This is a genomic window from Rhizobium sp. BK512 (assembly GCF_014194915.1).
Lineage (GTDB): Bacteria > Pseudomonadota > Alphaproteobacteria > Rhizobiales > Rhizobiaceae > Rhizobium.
In genome coordinates, this window is sequence record NZ_JACIAS010000004.1 from 99,886 (window position 1) to 118,946 (window position 19,061).

General features: G+C 59.9%; 14 protein-coding genes and 1 pseudogene. 4 read left to right on the forward strand and 11 right to left on the reverse strand.

What is annotated here, in order from left to right:
- Nucleotides 1–34: 34 nt before the first annotated feature.
- Nucleotides 35–238, forward strand: coding sequence for a hypothetical protein (locus tag FHX06_RS15710; RefSeq protein ID WP_113211183.1), 204 nt, complete (start codon nt 35–37; stop codon nt 236–238).
- 127 nt (nt 239–365) lie between these two features.
- Here FHX06_RS15710 and FHX06_RS15715 read toward each other — a convergent pair.
- Nucleotides 366–596 (reverse strand): annotated as a pseudogene (locus tag FHX06_RS15715) (SH3 domain-containing protein); the annotation flags it as partial.
- Between the two features lie 480 nt (nt 597–1,076).
- Entirely contained in the window at nt 1,077–2,465 is a 1,389-nt protein-coding gene (locus FHX06_RS15720; protein WP_113211460.1) for a dipeptidase, read from the reverse strand.
- A 186-nt stretch (nt 2,466–2,651) separates the two neighbouring features.
- Here FHX06_RS15720 and FHX06_RS15725 point away from each other — a divergent pair, with 186 nt between their 5' ends.
- Nucleotides 2,652–5,033 (forward strand): EAL domain-containing protein, encoded by a 2,382-nt coding sequence (locus FHX06_RS15725; protein WP_183879991.1) that lies wholly within the window; start codon nt 2,652–2,654, stop codon nt 5,031–5,033.
- Nucleotides 5,034–5,035: 2 nt separating this feature from the next.
- Here the strand turns inward: FHX06_RS15725 and FHX06_RS15730 are convergent, their stop codons facing one another.
- Nucleotides 5,036–5,452: a MarR family winged helix-turn-helix transcriptional regulator gene (locus FHX06_RS15730; RefSeq protein ID WP_112542820.1), complete on the reverse strand. Its 417-nt coding sequence runs from the start codon at nt 5,450–5,452 to the stop codon at nt 5,036–5,038.
- A gap of 425 nt (nt 5,453–5,877) precedes the next feature.
- Here FHX06_RS15730 and polA point away from each other — a divergent pair, with 425 nt between their 5' ends.
- On the forward strand, nt 5,878–8,877 hold the full coding sequence (gene polA / locus FHX06_RS15735) for a DNA polymerase I (protein ID WP_112542893.1): 3,000 nt from the start codon (nt 5,878–5,880) through the stop codon (nt 8,875–8,877).
- A gap of 275 nt (nt 8,878–9,152) precedes the next feature.
- Nucleotides 9,153–11,528 (forward strand): DNA translocase FtsK, encoded by a 2,376-nt coding sequence (locus tag FHX06_RS15740; RefSeq protein ID WP_113211185.1) that lies wholly within the window; start codon nt 9,153–9,155, stop codon nt 11,526–11,528.
- A 15-nt stretch (nt 11,529–11,543) separates the two neighbouring features.
- On the opposite strand, the gene FHX06_RS15745 is transcribed toward FHX06_RS15740, so the two are convergent.
- The 8 genes from FHX06_RS15745 to phnC all read right to left on the reverse strand — a co-directional run bounded on the left by FHX06_RS15745 (nt 11,544) and on the right by phnC (nt 18,978).
- A complete protein-coding gene (locus FHX06_RS15745; protein WP_113211186.1) occupies nt 11,544–12,050 on the reverse strand; it encodes a GrpB family protein in 507 nt (168 codons plus the stop codon).
- A gap of 18 nt (nt 12,051–12,068) precedes the next feature.
- A complete protein-coding gene (gene phnN / locus FHX06_RS15750; RefSeq protein WP_112970258.1) occupies nt 12,069–12,665 on the reverse strand; it encodes a phosphonate metabolism protein/1,5-bisphosphokinase (PRPP-forming) PhnN in 597 nt (198 codons plus the stop codon).
- A complete protein-coding gene (locus FHX06_RS15755) occupies nt 12,665–13,804 on the reverse strand; it encodes an alpha-D-ribose 1-methylphosphonate 5-triphosphate diphosphatase (RefSeq protein WP_112542817.1) in 1,140 nt (379 codons plus the stop codon). The genes phnN and FHX06_RS15755 overlap by 1 nt, the downstream gene beginning before the upstream one ends.
- 13 nt (nt 13,805–13,817) lie before the next feature.
- Nucleotides 13,818–14,513 (reverse strand): DUF1045 domain-containing protein, encoded by a 696-nt coding sequence (locus FHX06_RS15760; RefSeq protein WP_113211187.1) that lies wholly within the window; start codon nt 14,511–14,513, stop codon nt 13,818–13,820.
- Between the two features lie 138 nt (nt 14,514–14,651).
- Entirely contained in the window at nt 14,652–15,998 is a 1,347-nt protein-coding gene (gene phnE, locus FHX06_RS15765; RefSeq protein ID WP_113211188.1) for a phosphonate ABC transporter, permease protein PhnE, read from the reverse strand.
- A gap of 7 nt (nt 15,999–16,005) precedes the next feature.
- Nucleotides 16,006–16,971: a phosphonate ABC transporter, permease protein PhnE gene (phnE, locus tag FHX06_RS15770; RefSeq protein ID WP_029868827.1), complete on the reverse strand. Its 966-nt coding sequence runs from the start codon at nt 16,969–16,971 to the stop codon at nt 16,006–16,008.
- Between the two features lie 164 nt (nt 16,972–17,135).
- On the reverse strand, nt 17,136–18,044 hold the full coding sequence (gene phnD / locus FHX06_RS15775; RefSeq protein WP_007813929.1) for a phosphonate ABC transporter substrate-binding protein: 909 nt from the start codon (nt 18,042–18,044) through the stop codon (nt 17,136–17,138).
- An 88-nt stretch (nt 18,045–18,132) separates the two neighbouring features.
- Nucleotides 18,133–18,978: a phosphonate ABC transporter ATP-binding protein gene (gene phnC / locus FHX06_RS15780; RefSeq protein WP_183880289.1), complete on the reverse strand. Its 846-nt coding sequence runs from the start codon at nt 18,976–18,978 to the stop codon at nt 18,133–18,135.
- Between the last annotated feature and the right edge of the window lie 83 nt (nt 18,979–19,061).

Genomic DNA, 19,061 nt, shown 5'->3' on the forward strand with positions numbered 1-19,061 from the left:
CGAAGAAGCGCAATGCGCAATATCCAGGCAGAACATGACGATTGATCCCGTCAGAATGGATGAGGCACGCCCGCGCGAAGTCTGGAGCGTGCATGCTTTTGCGCAGCATCACCGTCTCGACTGGATGGACGAGAGCCGGCTGAAGATGCTGCTCGGCCCCTATGCGCGGATGCGCGACACAGCGCCACATATCTTCCGGCTGGTGAGGGAACCAATAGGCTTGCCCGCAGTTCTATGATGAGCGGGACAAACCCCTCACGTCCCGCCAAGATCGGCCGTCTCCCCTCAACACGTGCCGATCGATATCAGGCCCGGCGTATCACCAGATGCGTCGGGTCCTTTTTGTTTCAGGGGCGATGGGGACCGCGATCGCGGTAATAATAGTCCGGTCCGCGGCGCCAGCGGTCACGTTCACGATAGAAGTCGAGGTTGCGGTAGTAGTGATCCCAATAGGGGCCGACGCTGAAGGTGACCGTCGGAATGCTGAGCGGACGATAATATTGCGGACCGACACAGATACGGCGCCGTTCATAGATCGTCTGGACATATTGGCCTGAGACCCACCCGCGACCGCCATAGAATTCCACGTCGCACCAGGGTTTTCACTTTCACCTCTTACTCCTCGCAATAAACGATGGGCGACCCGCATCGGGAGGCAGGTTTACCCGGAAAATCAAAGATAGACCGTCTGCGGCATAGGTCACGCCGCACGGATTTCGGTTTTCTTTCAAAGGCTTATAAGAGGGGGCAGGATGAAGGCAGCTTGAACGGGAATCAAGGTTTTCCATGGGCCTTGAAATGTGAAAGGCGGCTTCCGATATTCTGTTTCAGAAATCGCAGCCCGGAAATGTCGTGCGCATCATCTGTTGCATCATTTCCGCGATCTGGTTGGATCGGCCGTTTACCGGCTGTAAACTTTTCGAGATCAGTCTGGCTGTGCTTTGTCCGCTTCTCCTTTGACCACGGATGTACTGGCACTGAGATGAGGCGGATAACGGAAGGCCGGTTTGCCCGGCCTTTTTGTTTGCAGATTTCGGATGGCGTGCCGCGAAGATCGCAGGCACGCCTTTTTTGTTTCAAGCCTTCAGTGCAGCAAGGATGCGCACCCAGGAGCGGATACCCTTGTGGTAGGAGGCCAGGTCGTACTTTTCGTTCGGCGAATGGATACGGTCGTCGGAAAGCCCGAAGCCCACGAGAAGGGATTCCATGCCGAGCATTTTCTGAAAATCGCCGACGATCGGGATAGAGCCGCCCATGCCGATGACAATGGCAGGCTTCGGCCATTCGTCGGAGAGCGCATTGCGCGCCTTGGTCAGAACAGGCGAGTCATAGGAAAGATGAATGGCCGGGGAGGCGCCATGCGGGTGGAACTCGACAGAGCAGTCGGCGGGGATCTTCGAGCGAACGTAGTTGCGGAAGCTCTCACGGATCGCTGCCGGATCCTGCGTGCCGACCAGCCGGAAAGAGACTTTTGCCGATGCCTTCGCAGCAATGACGGTCTTGAAGCCTTCACCGGTATAGCCACCCCAAATGCCGTTGACTTCGGCCGTCGGTCGCGCCCAGGTGAGTTCCAGGACCGAGCGGCCCTTTTCGCCTGAGGGAATGGAGAGGCCGACTTCGCCGAGGAAGTTTTCCGCCGACTTGCCGAGCGCCTCCCAGGATGCCTTGATGTTGGCAGGCGTTTCCTCCACACCGTCGTAGAAACCTTGAAGTGTAATACGCCCGGTTTCGTCATGCAGGCCGGCCAGCGCCTCCACGAGAATATGGATCGGATTGGCCGCGGCACCGCCGAACAGGCCGGAATGCAGGTCGCGGTCGGCGGCTGTCACCACGATTTCTTCACCGACGAGGCCGCGAAGCGCAGCTGCGATTGCCGGGGTATCGCGATCCCACATGCTGGTGTCGCAGACGAGGGCGTAATCGGCCTTGAGTTCGGCGGCATTGGCTTCGAGGAACGGCTTCAGCGACGGCGATCCGGACTCTTCTTCGCCCTCGAAAAGAATGGTGACGCGGCAGGGAAGGGCGCCGTTGATCTCCTTGTAGGCGCGGCAGGCCTCCACGAAGGTCATCAGCTGGCCCTTGTCATCGGAGGTGCCGCGGCCGGTCAGGATCTTGCGGCCGTTGCCGGCATCTTTGACGGCGGGATCGAAAGGGTCGTTTTCCCAGAGCTCGATCGGATCGACCGGTTGCACGTCATAGTGACCGTAGAACAGGACGTGGGGCGCATCGGCAGAGGCACCCTCGTGATGGGCGACCACCATCGGGTGGCCGGGCGTGTCGCGAACCGAGGCGTCAAAGCCAAGCGTCTTGAGATAGGCGATCAGCCATTCGGCTGCCTTGCGGCATTCAGCCTTGTAGGCCGGATCGGTCGAGATCGACTTGATGCGCAAGAGCTCGAACAGCTTTTCGAGGCTTGAATCGAGATTCTGGTCCGCACGCGCAAGGATAGGATTTAGTTCGGTCATTTCCGACTCCTTCTGAAATTCGGCCGGACGATAGACCCAATCGGCTGCCGTTTCGAGCGTCAAATTTTCAAGTTTTTTTGTTGGCGCCAAATGCCGAAAGGCTGAAGTAGGCATCGCTAATGCAATTTACAGTTATTTAGCATGTTCTAAATAATCTCGCGCCGAGGTGGATTTTCGAGGTGGCGAATGTTCTCAGTTATTGCCTGCATCAGAGACAACCACGACTGGCGACTGGTCATTGCCGCCGCAATTGTCTGTCTCGTCGGCAGCCTGACGACAATGCTCCTTCTCTTCCGTGCCCAGGAATGCGACGCCGGACAGCGCAAGCTGTGGATCGCCACGTCAGCCTTTGCCTGCGGTGTCGGCGTATGGGCTACGCATTTCATCGCCATGCTCGCCTATGACGGCGGCATGCCGATCAGCTACGATCTGGGTCTCACGTTTCTCTCTGTATTCCTGTCGATTTTCGGCGCCTGGGTAGCCATCCTGATCGCGTCGGAGGGCCGGAGTTATTCTTTCGCCTTCGGCGGTGTGCTGATGGCGCTTGGCATCATGGCCATGCATATGACTGGCATGCAGGCGATCGAGGCCCAGGCCATCGTCGTCTATGATGCCTTTATGTCGGTCGTCGCTTTCTGCTCCTGCGCGGCTCTGGCAACAATTGCCTTCCTCGCCTTCTTCAAGCTGAAAGGCATGAAGCGCTTTGCCGCATCCTCCGGCGCCTTCGTGCTGGCGATCTGCACGCTGCATTTCATCTCGATGAGCAGCATTGCACTGGTGTCGGACCCGACGCGCGAGGTGCCGGCGATGACGCTTCAGCCCCAGGTGCTTGCCGTAATCGTGATGGCTGTCGCCACCGGTCTCATCCTCATGGCCTTCGGCGCGGTCTTCCTGGAAAGCCATCTCACTGATCTTCGCGGCCTCGCCAATGTCTCGCAGGAGGGACTCGTCATCCTGCGAGAAGGCAAGATCATCGACACCAATGAACGCTTCCTGGCCCTCTCAGGCTGGAAGCTCTCGGAACTCACGGGCAACATTCCCTCGTCCGTGCCGGCTCTCATTCATGCTGAGCGGGAGAGCGAGCATGAAGAAATGCTGCTGATCGCCAAGGATGAGAGGGAAATCCCCGTCGAGGTTGTCATGCGGCGGATCGTCTATCGCGGACGCCATTGCGACGTTCTCGTCGTCCGCGATCTGACCGAACGCAAGCGCGCCGAAGAGATGATCGAGCATCTCGCCCATCATGATGTTCTGACGGACCTGCCGAACCGTTCGCTTTTCGATACGCGCATTCGCCAGGCTCTGCAGGTCGCCGAATGCAAGCGAACGCAGGTCGCCGTCTTCTGTATCGATCTCGACCGCTTCAAGGCCGTCAACGATATTTTCGGTCACGCCGAAGGTGATCGCATCCTGCGCAAGGTCGCCACGATCCTCAAACGCTGCGTCGACAAGGATGATACGATCGCGCGACTTGGCGGCGACGAATTCGCCATCGTCCAGCCGAGCAAGCAGCAACCCGACGCGGCCCATCGCCTTGCGCGACGTATCATCGACGAATTCGCGGCCGAGATGGATACTGCCCGCGATCCGACGGCCGTCGGCGCGAGCATCGGCATCGCGATCTATCCAGCGGATGGAGACTCGGCCGAAGAGCTCTGCAACAATGCCGATACAGCTCTTTATCGCATCAAACATGCCGGGCGCGGCGCAGCCTGCTTCTTCGACGCCGAAATGGACGAGTCGGTGCGTGCCCGTCGCCAGATCGAACACGAGCTTCGCCACGCCATCACCCGCAATCAGCTCCATGTAAGCTATCAGCCAATCCTCGATGCGCGCAGCGGTGAGATCAACGGTTATGAAGCCTTGATGCGCTGGAACCGGCCGGGCCACGGCATGAGCGAGCCGGATATCTTCATTCCGATCGCCGAGGAAAGCGGCTCGATCGTCCAGCTCGGCGAATGGATCCTGCGCGAAGCCTGCATGGAGGCAGCCCGCTGGCCGCAGCCGCTATCGATCGCCGTCAATGTCTCCCCGGTTCAGTTTCTGTTGCCCAATCTTTGTCAGCGGGTGGCTGAGATTCTCAAGGAGGCGGACCTCGCGCCGGAACGCCTGGAACTGGAGATCACCGAAGTGGCGCTCATACGCGATCGCAACCGGGTCATGAACACGCTTCAGCGCCTGCGCGACCTCGGAGTGCGCATCGTCATGGACGATTTCGGCACTGGCTTCTCCTCGCTTTCCAACCTGCGTTCCTTCCCTTTCGACAAGATCAAGGTCGACCGCAGCTTCACCGGCATACTGGAGCATGATGCCGGCGCTCGCTCGATCGTCCGCGCCATCATCGGGCTGGGGCATAGTCTCGGCATGCCTGTTGTCACCGAAGGCGTCGAAACAGAGATGCAACGTCAGATCGTCGTGGAAGAAGGCTGTACCCAGTTGCAGGGGCTCTTGCTTGGAAAGCCGGATATCGAGCCGAGTATCAAGCTCGCCGCTCGCGAAAACTTCCTTTCGGCAAATACCGAAGCAGAGGTGACGCAAGCAAAGCGCGACCGCGCGGCGGCAGAGTGAAGTCAGAGCGCCTTGGCGTTCTGGATCAGCCGCCGGATATATTCGAGCATCAGCTCTCGTTCGAAGACCCGAAAACCCTTGAACAGCGCAAGGTCGGCCTCGCGCGCCGTGTCGATGGCTTGCGCCTCCATTGCCCTGGCTTTTTCTGTCAGAAAGATTAGCTGCGCGCGTTTGTCGGTAGGATGCGGACGCCGCTCGATCAACCCGTCTCGCACCATGCGTGAGAGCGTGTTGGCCATCGTCGCCTGTTCGATATCGACGCGCTCCAGAAGCTGTTTCTGCGTCAGCCCGTCCTCGGCCCAAAGCTCCAGAAGGATAGGGAACTGTCCGGGAGAAAAACCGAGCCCTGCCGCGCGCTGATGCAGCGAGCGGGCAAAACCCTTCGCCAGCTGGCTGGCAAGGTAGGCGCCGGAATCCATTCGATTAAATCCCATGATTGTAAGTTAGGCTCAAAATCGCTCGGTAGACAATGCAACAAATCGCATACGATCCATCAAAAAATAGGAACGAAGTTCTCAAATTTTGAGTGCCGCAGCGAATTGCGCAAAAAACAAAGCCGCCAAGGCCTGGAGGAAGGCCATGGCGGCTTGAAAGTGAGGACAAAGGCCCGGAGAGGGGGATGAGGCCTTTGTCCAAGCCTGACGCGGGCGGGGGACAAGCCGGCTATCAGACCCGCGGCGCGATCAAACGCCGGTGACTTTGATTTGTGATGGAGAATGTGGTTTTTCAAGGGAAAGAGAAAAAACCACCTATTACAAATTAGTAACAGTTTGGTGAGGCGGAATCTTTTTGCGCAACCAAGTTTATATGGACCTTGAAGGGCCGCCGCGCTATCCATGCTGCCATGAAAAAAGGCGATCATCTCTTCCTTATCGACGGTTCGGGTTTCATCTTCCGGGCCTTTCATGCACTGCCTCCTCTGACGCGCAAATCCGACGGCCTGCCGGTCGGCGCTGTCTCCGGTTTTTGCAACATGCTCTGGAAGCTGCTGAGGGATGCACGTGGTACCGATGTGGCTGCCACGCCCACCCACCTCGCCGTCATTTTCGACTACTCGTCGAAGACCTTCCGCAAGGATCTCTATGACGCCTATAAGGCGAACCGTTCGGCGCCGCCCGAAGAGCTGGTGCCTCAGTTCGGCCTGATCCGCGAGGCGACACGCGCCTTCAATCTGCCCTGCATCGAGACGGAAGGTTTCGAGGCCGACGATATTATCGCGACCTATGCCCGCCAGGCTGAAGCGGTCGGCGCCGACGTGACGATCGTCTCCTCCGACAAGGACCTGATGCAGCTCGTCACCCCGAATGTCCACATGTACGACAGCATGAAGGACAAGCAGATCAGCATCCCCGATGTGATCGAGAAATGGGGTGTGCCGCCGGAAAAGATGATCGACCTGCAGGCGATGACCGGCGATTCCGTCGACAATGTTCCCGGCATCCCCGGCATCGGCCCGAAGACGGCAGCCCAGCTTCTCGCCGAATATGGCGATCTCGATACGCTTCTTGAGCGTGCCCATGAGATCAAGCAGGAAAAGCGCCGCCTGACCATTCTCGAAAACATCGACAAGGCGAAGCTGTCCCGCGAACTCGTGCGCCTGCGCACCGACGTACCGTTGGAGCTCGATCTCGACGCGCTCGTCCTCGAACCGCAGAACGGCCCCAAGCTGATCGGTTTCCTGAAAACCATGGAATTCACCACGCTGACGCGCCGTGTTGCGGAGTTCTGCAATTGTGACGCCAGCGAGATCGACCCGGCCTTCGTAAAGGTCGAATGGGGCGCGGATGCGCATGGGCCGGACCTCGATTCAGCCGAGCCGGAACCTGTCGCTGGCGTGGTACCCAAAGTGAATGGCGAAGCCGTGGCCGTTCCACCACGCGCAAAGGCGAAAACTGCGGTCGAAGGCACGTTTGCGCCTGCCGATCTTGCCAAGGCGCGCGCCGAGGCGTTCGCGACCCTTCCGTTCGATCATTCTTCCTATGTGACGATTCGCGACCTTGCGACTCTCGATCAATGGATCGCCGCTGCGCGCGATACCGGACTCGTTGCCTTCGATACGGAAACGACTTCGCTCGACGCCATGCAGGCCGAACTCGTTGGCTTCTCCCTGGCGATCGCCGATAACACCGCCGATCCGACCGGCATACGCATTCGCGCCGCCTATGTGCCGATCGGTCACAAGACTGGCGTTGGCGACCTTCTCGGTGGCGGTCTCGCCGACAACCAGATCCCGATGCGCGATGCGCTGTCGCGGCTGAAGGCGCTGCTGGAGGATGAATCGATCCTCAAGGTCGCTCAGAATCTGAAATACGACTATCTGCTGATGAAACGTTATGGCGTTGAGACCAAGAGTTTCGACGACACGATGCTGATATCCTACGTGCTCGACGCCGGCACCGGCGCGCACGGCATGGACCCGCTGTCTGAAAAATTCCTCGGTCACACACCGATCGCCTACAAGGACGTCGCTGGCTCCGGCAAGTCGAACGTCACCTTCGACCTCGTCGATATCGAACGCGCGACACACTATGCAGCCGAAGATGCCGAAGTGACATTGCGCCTGTGGATGGTGCTGAAGCCGCGCCTTGCCGCCACCCAGCTGACACGCGTCTATGAGCGCCTGGAACGTCCGCTCGTGCCCGTTCTTGCGCGCATGGAAGAACGAGGGATCACTGTCGACCGCCAGATCCTGTCGCGCCTCTCGGGCGAACTGGCTCAGGGTGCAGCCAGGTACGAGGATGAAATCTATCAGCTCGCCGGCGAGAGGTTCAATATCGGCTCTCCCAAGCAGCTCGGCGACATCCTGTTCGGGAAGATGGGTCTTGCCGGTGGCACCAAGACAAAGACCGGCCAGTGGTCGACCTCGGCAAGCGTGCTGGAAGACCTTGCGGCGGCCGGCTTCGATCTGCCCCGCAAGATCGTCGACTGGCGCCAGCTCACCAAGCTGAAATCGACCTACACGGACGCGCTTCCGGGTTACATCCATCCGGAAACGAAGCGGGTGCACACCTCCTATTCGCTGGCGTCGACGACGACAGGCCGCCTTTCCTCTTCGGAGCCGAACCTTCAGAACATTCCGGTGCGCACTGCCGAAGGCCGCAAGATTCGCACCGCCTTCATTTCGTCGCCCGGCCACAAGCTGATCTCGGCCGATTACAGCCAGATCGAGCTGCGCGTGCTGGCCCATGTCGCCGAAATTCCCCAGCTCGTGCGCGCTTTCGAGGACGGCATCGACATCCACGCCATGACCGCCTCCGAAATGTTCGGCGTGCCCGTCGAGGGCATGCCGAGCGAGGTGCGTCGCCGCGCCAAGGCCATCAACTTCGGCATCATCTACGGCATCTCCGCCTTCGGCCTCGCCAACCAGCTTTCTATCGAGCGATCGGAAGCCGGCGACTACATCAAGAAATATTTCGAGCGCTTTCCCGGCATCCGCGACTACATGGAAAGCCGCAAGCAGATGGCCCGCGACAAGGGATACGTCGAGACGATCTTCGGCCGCCGAATCAACTATCCGGAGATTCGCTCGTCCAATCCTTCGGTCCGCGCCTTCAACGAACGGGCCGCCATCAACGCGCCGATCCAGGGCTCGGCCGCCGATGTCATTCGCCGCGCCATGATCAAGATCGAGCCGGCGCTCGCCGAGGCCGGCCTTGCCGATAGGGTGCGCATGCTCTTGCAGGTGCACGATGAATTGATCTTCGAGGTCGAAGACGAAGAGGTCGAAAAGGCGACGCCGATCATCGTTTCGGTCATGGAAAACGCCACCTCGCCGGCGCTGGAAATGCGCGTGCCGCTTCGGGTCGACGCTCGCTCCGCGACCAATTGGGACGAAGCGCACTAAGGCATGTCGCGCAAAAGTGCGCAGCGGTTTTGCGATAACGACGTGCGAAAACAATGGCTTGAAGCGCGACAAGCGAATCTGGAAGATCGCGGCGTGCTTTAGGACGCTTGTCTCATTCGGCCAAAGATTTTTCCTTTCTCATCAAGCCTATGAAATTGATGATGTTTCATCTTTTTAGCCGTCCCGCAACGGGACTGCTGGAAGGAACTTATTAACCTTCATTTTCTATCCGGAAGGATGTCAGAAATTACCAGACGTGAGTGAGTAGCTGTCGCATGCGTTTTCCCAGAACCAATTTGACGGACGCCGAAGAGTTTTCTTCGGGACTTGAAGCTGACCATCACGTGGAAGAAGCCACTGTGGCATATGAAGGCGAAAAGCCGATTCCGCCGCTCTGGCAGAGCAATTTCTCGCTCGCCCCGAATGTCCGCTTCACCCGCACCCCGGAAACGCTGATCAGCAAGCGCCACGCGCCGGAGAAGCCTGTCCGCGAGGAAATTGTTGTGCCTGCCCCGCAGGCGGTAGCAGTGCCGCAGCCCCTGGCGGCACCGCAGATGCGCGCGCCGATCGCGGTGAACGTACCCTTCGATATTTACCTGCCCGAAATGGCTGAACCAGTCGCGCCGCAGCCGGAACCTCAGCTGCAGCCCGTTGCAGCAATTGCCGTCGAAACGACGCTACGCGCGGCGACAGAACTTTCCTCCATTTCGGATTTCGCCTTCTGGGAGGTCATGGCCTTCGAGGAGACCGATGCCGGTCCGTCGCGTACTCCGGTCATCGCGTTGCAGCAGGTCGAATCAGAATCGATCACCTCGCGCTTCCGCATCATGGAATGGCGCCCGGGCCGACATAACCCGGCGCCGGTGGCGCCGCGCGCATCGCTGCCCGTAACGTCAGCGCCGGCCCGCCCCGCGCGCCCTCCGGCAGTACGCGTTGCTCCGGCTCCGGTCGCTTCAGCTCCCGTCGCCCAAGGTCCGATGGTTCAGACCCCGGAAATACAGGCGCCTGTGGTCCAGTCGAACCAGGCACCGGCAGAAGCACCGCCCGCATCGCGCGTCGAGATCACCGCACCTGCACTGTCCCCGGTTCGCTCTGCCCGCATGATCGTCGAGAAGGTTGATGCATCGGGCTACGAATTCCCGCCGCGTGCCCTGTTGCAGGAGCCGCCGGAGCGGCTCGGCGAGATCATGTCGCAGGAAACGCTGGAACAGAATGCCGGCCTCCTGGAGAGCGTGCTGGAGGATTTCGGCATCAAGGGTGAGATCATCCATGTCCGCCCCGGTCCGGTCGTCACCCTCTATGAATTCGAGCCGGCGCCCGGCGTAAAATCATCCCGCGTCATCGGCCTTGCCGATGATATCGCCCGCTCCATGTCGGCACTGTCTGCCCGCGTGGCTGTCGTTCCCGGCCGCAACGTCATTGGCATCGAACTGCCGAATGCGACGCGCGAAACCGTCTATTTCCGCGAGATGATCGAGAGCGACGATTTCGACAAGAGCGGCTACAAGCTGGCGCTCGGCCTCGGCAAGACGATCGGCGGCGAGCCTGTCATCGCCGAACTCGCGAAGATGCCGCATCTGCTCGTTGCCGGCACCACCGGCTCGGGCAAGTCAGTCGCCATCAACACGATGATCCTGTCGCTGCTCTACCGCATGACGCCGGAACAGTGCCGCCTCATCATGGTCGATCCCAAGATGCTGGAACTCTCCGTCTATGACGGCATTCCGCATCTGCTGACACCCGTCGTCACCGATCCGAAGAAGGCCGTCATGGCGTTGAAATGGGCGGTGCGCGAGATGGAGGAGCGCTATCGCAAGATGTCGCGTCTCGGCGTGCGCAATATCGACGGTTATAATGGCCGCGTCTTCCTGGCCCGTGAGAAGGGCGAGACCATCCATATCATGGTCCAGGTCGGCTTCGACCGGCAGACCGGTGCGCCGATCGAGGAACAGCAGGAGCTGGACCTTGCACCGATGCCCTACATCGTCGTCATCGTCGACGAAATGGCCGACCTGATGATGGTTGCCGGCAAGGAGATCGAAGGCGCGATCCAGCGGCTTGCGCAGATGGCGCGTGCTGCCGGCATCCATCTCATCATGGCGACACAGCGTCCTTCGGTTGATGTCATCACCGGCACGATCAAGGCGAACTTCCCGACCCGCATCTCCTTCCAGGTGACCTCGAAGATCGATAGCCGCACGATCCTCGGCGAACAGGGTGCCGAACAGCTGCTCGGCCAGGGTGACATGCTGCATATGCAGGGTGGCGGCCGCATCTCCCGTGTCCATGGTCCCTTCGTTTCCGATGCCGAAGTCGAGAAGGTCGTGGCACACCTTAAGACGCAGGGTCGGCCGGAATATCTCGATACGGTCACGGCCGGCGAGGATGAAGAAGCCGAGGACGAAGAGGACGGCGCCGTCTTCGACAAGAGCGCCATGGGTGCCGAGGATGGCGACGAGCTTTACCAGCAGGCCGTCAAGGTCGTCCTGCGCGACAAGAAGTGCTCGACCTCCTATATCCAGCGCCGCCTCGGCATCGGCTACAACAGAGCAGCTTCGCTCGTCGAGCGCATGGAGAAGGAAGGGCTGGTCGGCCCGGCAAACCATGTCGGTAAACGCGAGATCGTCTCGGGCCGCGGCGACAACGAATAATCGGAGCGCGGCTGGCTATCCTTCTTCGGAGGCCAGCCGCAGCGTCTCGAGCACGAAGTTACGCTTGCCGCCGGTATAATAATCCCAGTCGTCATTGGCCTCGCCCATGAGTTTCATCTTAAGGGCGGCATAGGCGTTCGCGCGCTCCGCGTGCGAGCGTAGATAGTCCCGAAACGCGAGCCGGTCTCGCAAAACGACATTGTTCGCCGAGCAGAGATATAGTCGTGCGCCGTAGGAGCCCTTGCCGCTGGTGAAGGTCCAGGTCTGCTGTTGGTATTTGTCGCCATGGAAGGTGAAGGCGCCAAGCGAATCTACGCGCTCGATTGCTTCGGGAAGCACATCCGCATTAGCGAAGGCAGCGTGCAGGTCGATCTTCGGCTTTGCCGCCAATCCGGGCACCGATGTGCTGCCGACGTGATGAAAGACGGGGGCGAGATCGGCAAGAAACGGCTCCAGTTCGCCGACGATCCGGCGGAAGAGAGACGGCCATTCCGGGTCATAGCGGACGACACGAATGGCCATTCTCGTTTCCTGCCTCGTTTAGACGATTTCCTTCAGGAAGCCATCTAGGATGTCGACCATCTTGCGCTCGGCCTCTTCCAGCGAGCCGCTATTGTCGAGCTCCACGACATCGTAATCGCCGCGCACCGTCAGCGGGCCGCGTGCGAGGCGGGCCATGATGTCCTCGTGCGTCTCGCGGCCGCGCGCCTCCAGGCGGCCGGCCAGCACTTCCGGGCGGGCCGTCACATTAATGACCTTTAGCCGCGGGAAAGCAGCCTGGAAACGGTGCAGGGCCGAGCGCGAGCCATTGGCCACGACGAGGTGACCCCTGGAAAGTGCAACGGAAACCTCCGCCGGAATTGCATATTTCAAGCCGTGCGCCTCCCACCAGACGGCAAAGGCGCCGGACTGCTCCATCGATGCGAAACCGGCATCCGAAACGGCGAGGTGATCCTCCCCACCGGCATCGCCATCGCGAGTGATAACACGGCGGGCAAAATGCACGTCTTCGCGGCGATCGAAATGCCGGGCCGCAAGGTTCATCAGCGTGTCCTTGCCAGCCCCGCTCGGGCCGACGACGACGACCATGATGCCGCGTTCGGCACCAGCGCCCGGATGGGGTTCGTGTGACATCATCATGCGACGCGGCGTCCTTCACGCCAGACGGAACGCGTCACCGGCACGCCATGTGAACGGTGGACGCGGACGAGATCGGCACGCAGGCCGGTTTCGATGCGGCCGCGATCGTTGAGGCTGACGGTGCGTGCTGGCGTTGCCGTCACCATTGCAATTGCCTTCGGCAAGGTAATGCCCTCGACCTCGTCGGCAAGAATGAAGGGCGCATGAAGCAGGCTGAGCGGCACATAGTCGGACGAAAGCACGTCGAGAACGCCGAGCTGCGCTAGATCACGCGCGGCAATATTGCCGGAATGCGACTTACCGCGCACGATGTTCGGCGCGCCCATCAGAACGCTCATGCCGTTCTCGTGCGACAGCCGGGCTGCGTCGATGCTGGTCGGGAATTCGGCCAGGCGAACGCCGTTTTCGATCGCCTCATCGACATGGGCAGATGTGGCATCGTCATGGCTTGCGACGGTAATGCCGCGTTCGGCGCAGACCTTGGAGATCGCGTCGCGATTTGGCGTCGAATTGCGATCGGACTCGGCGATGCGTCTGGCGCAGAAGCGGGCAAACTCCTCGTCGGAAAGACCGCGCTTCTTCTGATAGTAGAAGATGTACTGGTCCATTGTCTGGAACTGGCGCTGGCCCGGCGCATGGTCCATCAGCGAGACGAGACCGACATAAGGATCGTTTTCGAAATCCGCGAAGTGCTGCAGCACGTTGTCGGCCGAAACCTCGCAACGCAGATGGAGGAGATGTTCGGCGCGCAGGCGCCCTTCCTTTTCGGCGGACTGGATGGCATCGGCCATCTCGCGCATCTCGCCGTGCTCGAAGCCGCCGTCTTCGTCAGCACCCATGCGCAGGCAGTCAAAGACCGTGGTGATGCCCGAGGTGACGATCTGCGCGTCATGAGCCTGGATGGCCGCCGTCTTGTTCCAGCGGATGCCCGGACGCGGCGAATAATGGCCTTCCAGATGGTCCGTGTGCAGCTCGACGAGTCCAGGAATGATGTAGTCGCCCTCAAAGTCTTCGCCGGCTACCGAAATGCCTTTTGAAATATCGGCGATCTTGCCGTCGCGTATCAGGATAGAACCCGAAAGGATATCGTCCTCGAGAACGATACGGGCATTTGAAAGAACGGTTTCTTTGCTCATGTCAGGAAATCTTTCAGCTTTTGGCGCCAGCAAGAGGCAGCCATGTGTGGACTTTGAAAGGCGCGCCGCGCGCCTCCTCGCTAAAGATGGCAAGGCCGGAAATGTGAAGCGGCCTGCCGGTGAAAGCTGCAAAACGCTCCGTCAGGATCGCCTTCATCACTTCCGCGCGCTCTTCCGGCACCTGACCGGTCAGCGTCATATGGAAGCCGAAGTCATCCATGACATATGGATAGCCCCAGCGCATGAGATTATTGCGCTGGCTCTCGGAGAGCCTTTCCGGTTTGCGCCTGATAATATCGGCCTCGGAGAGTGCCGCCCGGAATGGCTCGAAAGACTTTACCACCTTTGCGGCGAAATCCTGAAGCGGCTGGTGCAGCGAACCCGGAACAAGTGCGAAGAAGCGACCGAGCTGTCCGAGCACCAGCTCGGGGATTTCAAAGGCCGGCGTCTTGGCGGCAAAATCTTCGACGACCGCCATCAGGTCCTTTTCGGTCACGGAGGAGGCAAGCTCGAAGGGCGCCTTGATCGTCGCGTGGAAGCCGTAGCGGCGCGGATCGGCGGTCAGTTCGAATTGTTCGTTTGACGGCAATGTCTTGTATTCGGGTGCAGGATAGGTCTCGCCGGTAAAGGCATTGCGGCCGAGCCAGACAGAGGCCGCATCCGTCAGGGAATGATCCTTAGACGGCGAAAAATAGAGAGCGTAGCGCAAGGCTTTTATCCTGGAGATCGTCCGAATGGGGAGCGCAATGTGCATTGATTTGGCGGTGAACCGCAAGCACGCTCCGGCTAAAAGATTTCCATGACAGAATGATGATGACGGCGGGCCGTCATCATCATTTGATCGGGCTTAGTGGCCGGCCTTAGTGCCCATCAGGCGATGGCGCAGTGCATTCGATGCGGTATCGAACAGGAAGACGACGATCAGGATCAGGATGACCATGTATGCGACGTTTTCCCAATTGGAATTGGTGCGCATGGCTTCCCAGAGCTTGAGACCGATACCGCCGGCGCCAACGGCGCCGATGATCGTCGCGCCGCGTACGTTCGATTCCCACTGATAGAGCGTCTGGCTGACGATAACAGGAACGATCTGCGGCATGATGCCGTAGCGATGCACCAGCACGGTCGAGGCGCCCGTCGACTTCACGCCTTCGCGCGGCTTGTTGTCGATATTCTCGAGACCTTCCGAGTAGAGCTTGCCGAGCGTGCCTGTCTCCGTGAGGAAGATGGCGCCGGAACCAGCAAGAGGACCGGGGCCGAAGGCGCGCGTCAGGAACAGTGCCCAGATCAGCATGTCGACCGAACGCAGGAAGTCGAAGAAGCGCTTCAGGGCCTGGTTCAGGAACCTGTTTGGCGTGATGTTGCGCGCTGCCATGAAGGCGAGCGGGAAGGCCGCGAGCGAACCGAGCAACGTGCCGAGGAAGGCCATCACGATCGTCTGGAACAGCTTGGTCCAGACATCGCCATGCTGCCATTCGCTGTTGTTCCAGATATTGTCGAAAGCAAGCGACAGGTTCGACTGATCGGGATGGATACGCGGGCCGGAGACGATGAGACTGATGACCTCGCTTGCCGGCTTGTCGAAGAAGGGCGACTGCGTATCGAAGACGAAGTTCGCCCAGCCGATAAATCGCTTGCGCACTTTCACGCGGTCGACGGAAATGCTGACATCCCCCGCAAAACCGAGATTGGCAAGCACGTTGTCGTCATAGACCGTCATCCAGCCAGGAACCGGACCGACGACTTTCGGTGCGCCGCTGCTGACATCGACCGGCACCGTCATGCCATGGGCAACGATCGTCGTCTGGCTCTTGCTGACCGTCACTGTGCGGCCGCTGCCGCCGACGAGAACAGTGATGCTGCCGTCCGTGTTGGTTTTCAGCCAATCCGGATGCGGATCGTCGCCAAGCGGTGAGAAGCGCGGGTAGCGCGTCTGGATCGTGCCATCGTCCTGGATACGGAATTCCGGCTGCACGTCATAGCTGATCCACTGGCTCATATAGATGCCGAAGCGTTCCCAGTGGGCTTCGGCGATGAGCTTCGGCAGGTCGAAAAACCAGACGGCATAAAAGCCGTAGAGGATTGTTGCGAGAACAATGAGGAGACCACCGAAACGCTGGCGGAACGACTTGTGAAAATATTCCGGATAGCGCGTTTCGATCTCATGCATGCGGTTTGCGTCGATGACCGTCATGGCAGCCTCAATGTTGCAGGAGGAAGGCGTGTTCGCCGACGAGCCGGCGGCGCAGCCAGGCGGAGAACTGGTCGACAGCGACAATCGTCACGAAGAGCAGCAGCACGAGCGCCACGGTTTTCGCGCCGAAACCGCGGGAAATGGAAAGCTTGAGCTCTTCACCGATACCGCCGCCGCCGACGGCGCCGATGATGGTCGAAGCGCGCACGTTGATCTCGAGGCGCAGCAGCGCATAGGACGCATAGTTCGGCATGACCTGCGGCAGCGCCGCAAAACGCACCCGCTCCAGCCAGTTCGCGCCGACGGCGCGCATGCCTTCGTCCGGTTTCATGTCGATGTTTTCGGCGACTTCATAGAAGAGCTTGCCGAGTGCGCCGATCGTGTGGAGCGTGATCGCGATGATGGCGGCCACCGGTCCGATCGAGAGGATCGCCGAAAACAGGCCGGCGATGACGATTTCTGGGAAGGCGCGCAGGAATTCCATGATGCGCTTTGTAAAGATGCGCAGCGGCCAGTTCTTCGTCAGATTGCGTGCAGCAAAGAAGCTAAGCGGAACGGCGAAGATGAAGGCGATGATGGTCGAAACGAGCGCGATATTGATCGTGATGATCATCAGCTCGAAATACTCAGGAATGTAGAAGCTGCCCCAGACATAGACGCGGCCATTGGCGAAATTGAATTCTTCGCCACCCTTGTCGTTCGGGCTCGCAATATCGAAAAGCGCGCGCCAGACATCGGTCCAGTCTTTCGGGATAAGCCAGCTCAGGAAATCGAACAGATGCGGCAGGCGTTCGAAGAAGTGACCGGCATTGCTTTCATCGGCAAAGCGTACGGAGCTGACGAAGGCGGCGATGAGGATCACCAGACCAAGGGCAGTATAGAAACGCCGCCTGGCGATCATCCTGTCCCAAGCGGTGGCGATTTCCTGCGTGCTCTGCATCGGCACATGCTGCTGTGTATCGGCAATAGTCATGAACGCCCCGCCTACTGCATAATTCCTTAATCGGGCTCGATTTAAGGATGAAATTATGCAGCAATTTAGAGTTCTACAGCGTCCTTTGCGCGTCTGACGCGCGGCGCTGTAGTCACAAGAAAAAGGGCGGCCGTTGCCGGCCGCCCCGTATACGGATGGCGCAATCAGCCGCCGATAGCAGCCTTACGAACTTCTACGACAGCGTTGTAGAAGTCGTGCTTGACCGGGGCGTAGCCCTTGTAGTCGCCGCCTTCGATAGCTGCGAAGCACTTGTGGTCCTTCTCCGGCAGGGCCGTGAAGAAGGCGGTGAGCTTCTTCTGCCACTCTTCGCCGAGAGCGTTGCGAACGACGAGCGGGCCGTTCGGGATCAGCGGCGAACGCCATACTTCAACGAGCTTGTTCGGATCGACGGCGCCCTTGTCGACTTCCTTGCGGAAGGTACCGGAGGTGTAGCCGTCCTTGAAGTCGCCGATGCCCGAGCTATCGTCAACAGCAACGTCGACCTTGCCGTCGTAAGCAGCGAGCAGGTTGTTCTCGTGGCCGCCGTTGAACTGAGTGGAAGCGAAGAACTTGTCGTTCGGCATGCCCGTGTCCTTCGGGATCTGCGTCAGCGGAACGAGATAGCCCGAGGTGGAATCCGGATCGGCGTAGCCGAGCTTCTTGCCCTTGGCGTCCTTGATCGTCTTGATGCCGGAAGACTTCAGGGCGAGACCGATCGAGTAGTAACCCGTGGAGCCGTCCTTCTGCTGCGTCGTCAGGATCGGCGTAACAGCCTTCGGGTCCTTGATGTAAACGGATGCGTAGCCGGAAGCGCCGAGTTCAGCGAAGTCGAGCGTGCCGCCGAGGAGGCCCTGGATAACGCCGTCATAGTCGGCGGCCGGGAAGAGCGAAACCTTCTCGAAGCCGAATTCCTGCTTCAGGTGGTCTGCAAGGCAGGCATAGTTGCGCAGGCGGTCGGTTTCGTTTTCGCCGCCGAGGATGCCGACGCGGAATTCCTTGAGGTCAGCGGCATTGGCAGCGCCGGCTGCGAGCGACAGGATCGCCGTAGCCGCAAAAAGTGCTTTCTTCAACATGGGTTCTCTCCTGAATGACCGGGCGCCCGGTCGTTTTGGTACGAAGAAATCTGCCCTTGACGCGGGCATTCGATCGCGGCCGCCCCTCTCACAGACCGGCCAGCGCCAGCGGTTGGGTGCCGGCGGATTGGTTTTCGGCTCCTTCCGGAGCGATATTGATTGCGGTCGAGGTCATCGTTTCGTCGATGCCCGCACCGTCCTTGTCCGTGCCATAGATTTCCTTCACGGCCCCGGTGGTGAGTTCGGAAGGCTTGCCGTCGAAAACGACGCGGCCGCCTGCCATGCCGACGATGCGTTCGCAGTAGCTACGGGCCGTATCGAGCGTGTGCAGGTTGGTGATGACGGTGATGCCCTCACGCTCGTTGATGTCGCGTAGGGCATCCATGACGATCTTGGCGTTCAGGGGGTCGAGCGAGGCGATCGGCTCGTCGGCCAGAACCATCTTCGGGTTCTGCATCAGCGCGCGGGCGATCGCCACACGCTGCTGCTGGCCGCCCGAAAGCGTGCCCGCTGCCTGCAGCGCCGTCTGCTCGATGCCGAGGCGCTCGAGCGCTGCGATTGCCTGGATGCGCTCTTCACGGCTGAAGACGTTGAGCAGGCTAAGGATCGTCGAGCGGTGGTTCAGGCGGCCGAGCATGACGTTGGTCAGCACATCGAGGCGCGGGACGAGGTTGAACTGCTGGAAGATCATTGCGCAGTCGCGCTGCCAGTTGCGCAACGCCTGACCGCGAAGGCCGGAAACCTCGACACCGCCGAAATGGATGGTGCCGGAGGAAGGTTCCTGCAGGCGGTTGATCATGCGCAGCAGCGTGGACTTGCCGGCGCCCGACCGGCCGATGATGCCGACCATCTGGCCCTGAGGAATGTCCAGCGTTACGGAGTCGACAGCGAGCTTCTTTCCGAACCGGCGTGTGACATTCTTCAGTTCGAACATCATGCTCTTCCCTCGCATTTCAGGCTTGCTTCTGGGATCGCATTAGTCCCGCTTCATGAACCTCGCGTGTCAGTTTTGTGTAA